Source organism: Pseudomonas reactans (genome assembly GCF_013387025.1).
Classification (GTDB): Bacteria; Pseudomonadota; Gammaproteobacteria; order Pseudomonadales; family Pseudomonadaceae; genus Aquipseudomonas; species Aquipseudomonas reactans.
The window spans coordinates 1-793 of the sequence record NZ_JACAQP010000099.1; the positions used below are offsets into that span (position 1 = coordinate 1).

Sequence of the window (793 nt, forward strand, 5' to 3'; positions counted from 1 at the left end):
CCATTGATCTGGAAGAAATTCAAGAGTCATCAGATGATGCAACCTTAGGAGAAACTAGCAACCAACAAGAGGAAGAAGTTCCTGTTGGTCCGACTGACATATCCTTACCTCTTAGACGCTCTAGTAGAGTTAGCATGCCACCCGAGTTTTATGGTTTCCATATAACTACGGATGGGGACACGTTTGTCAGTGATAGGACACTGATAAATTTGGATGAACCAGCTAACTACCAGGAAGCAGTGGCGGGCCCTGAGTCTGCCAAGTGGAAAGAGGCCATGGATAGCGAGATCAAGTCCATGTATGACAATCAAGTTTGGAACTTGGTTGACAATGTACCGGGTCGAAAGACAGTCGGGTGCAAATGGATCTTCAAGAAGAAGACCGACATGGACGGAAAGGTACACACTTTCAAGGCAAGACTGGTTGCGAAGGGCTTTACTCAAACCCCAGGGGTTGACTATGACGAGACCTTCTCACCAGTAGCCAAGATAAAGTCTATTAGGATTATGCTGGCCATAGCTGCATTTCATGACTATGAAATTTGGCAGATGGACGTCAAAACCGCTTTCCTTAATGGAAAGTTGACTGAGGATGTTTACATGAATCAGCCAGAGGGTTTTGTCGATGCAAAGTATCCTAATAAGGTGTGTAAGCTTGAGAGATCAATCTACGGATTGAAGCAAGCTTCTCGCAGCTGGAATCTTTGTTTCCATGAGAAAGTCAAAGAGTTTGGTTTCTCTAGGAGCGAGGATGAGTCCTGCGTATATGTCAAGGCTAGTGGGAGTATAGTCAC

General features: G+C 45.1%; 1 protein-coding gene. It reads left to right on the plus strand.

What is annotated here, in order from left to right; genetic code table 11:
• The coding region (locus tag HX793_RS32165) for a reverse transcriptase domain-containing protein (protein ID WP_178905604.1) at positions 1–793 on the plus strand (793 nt) is incomplete at both ends.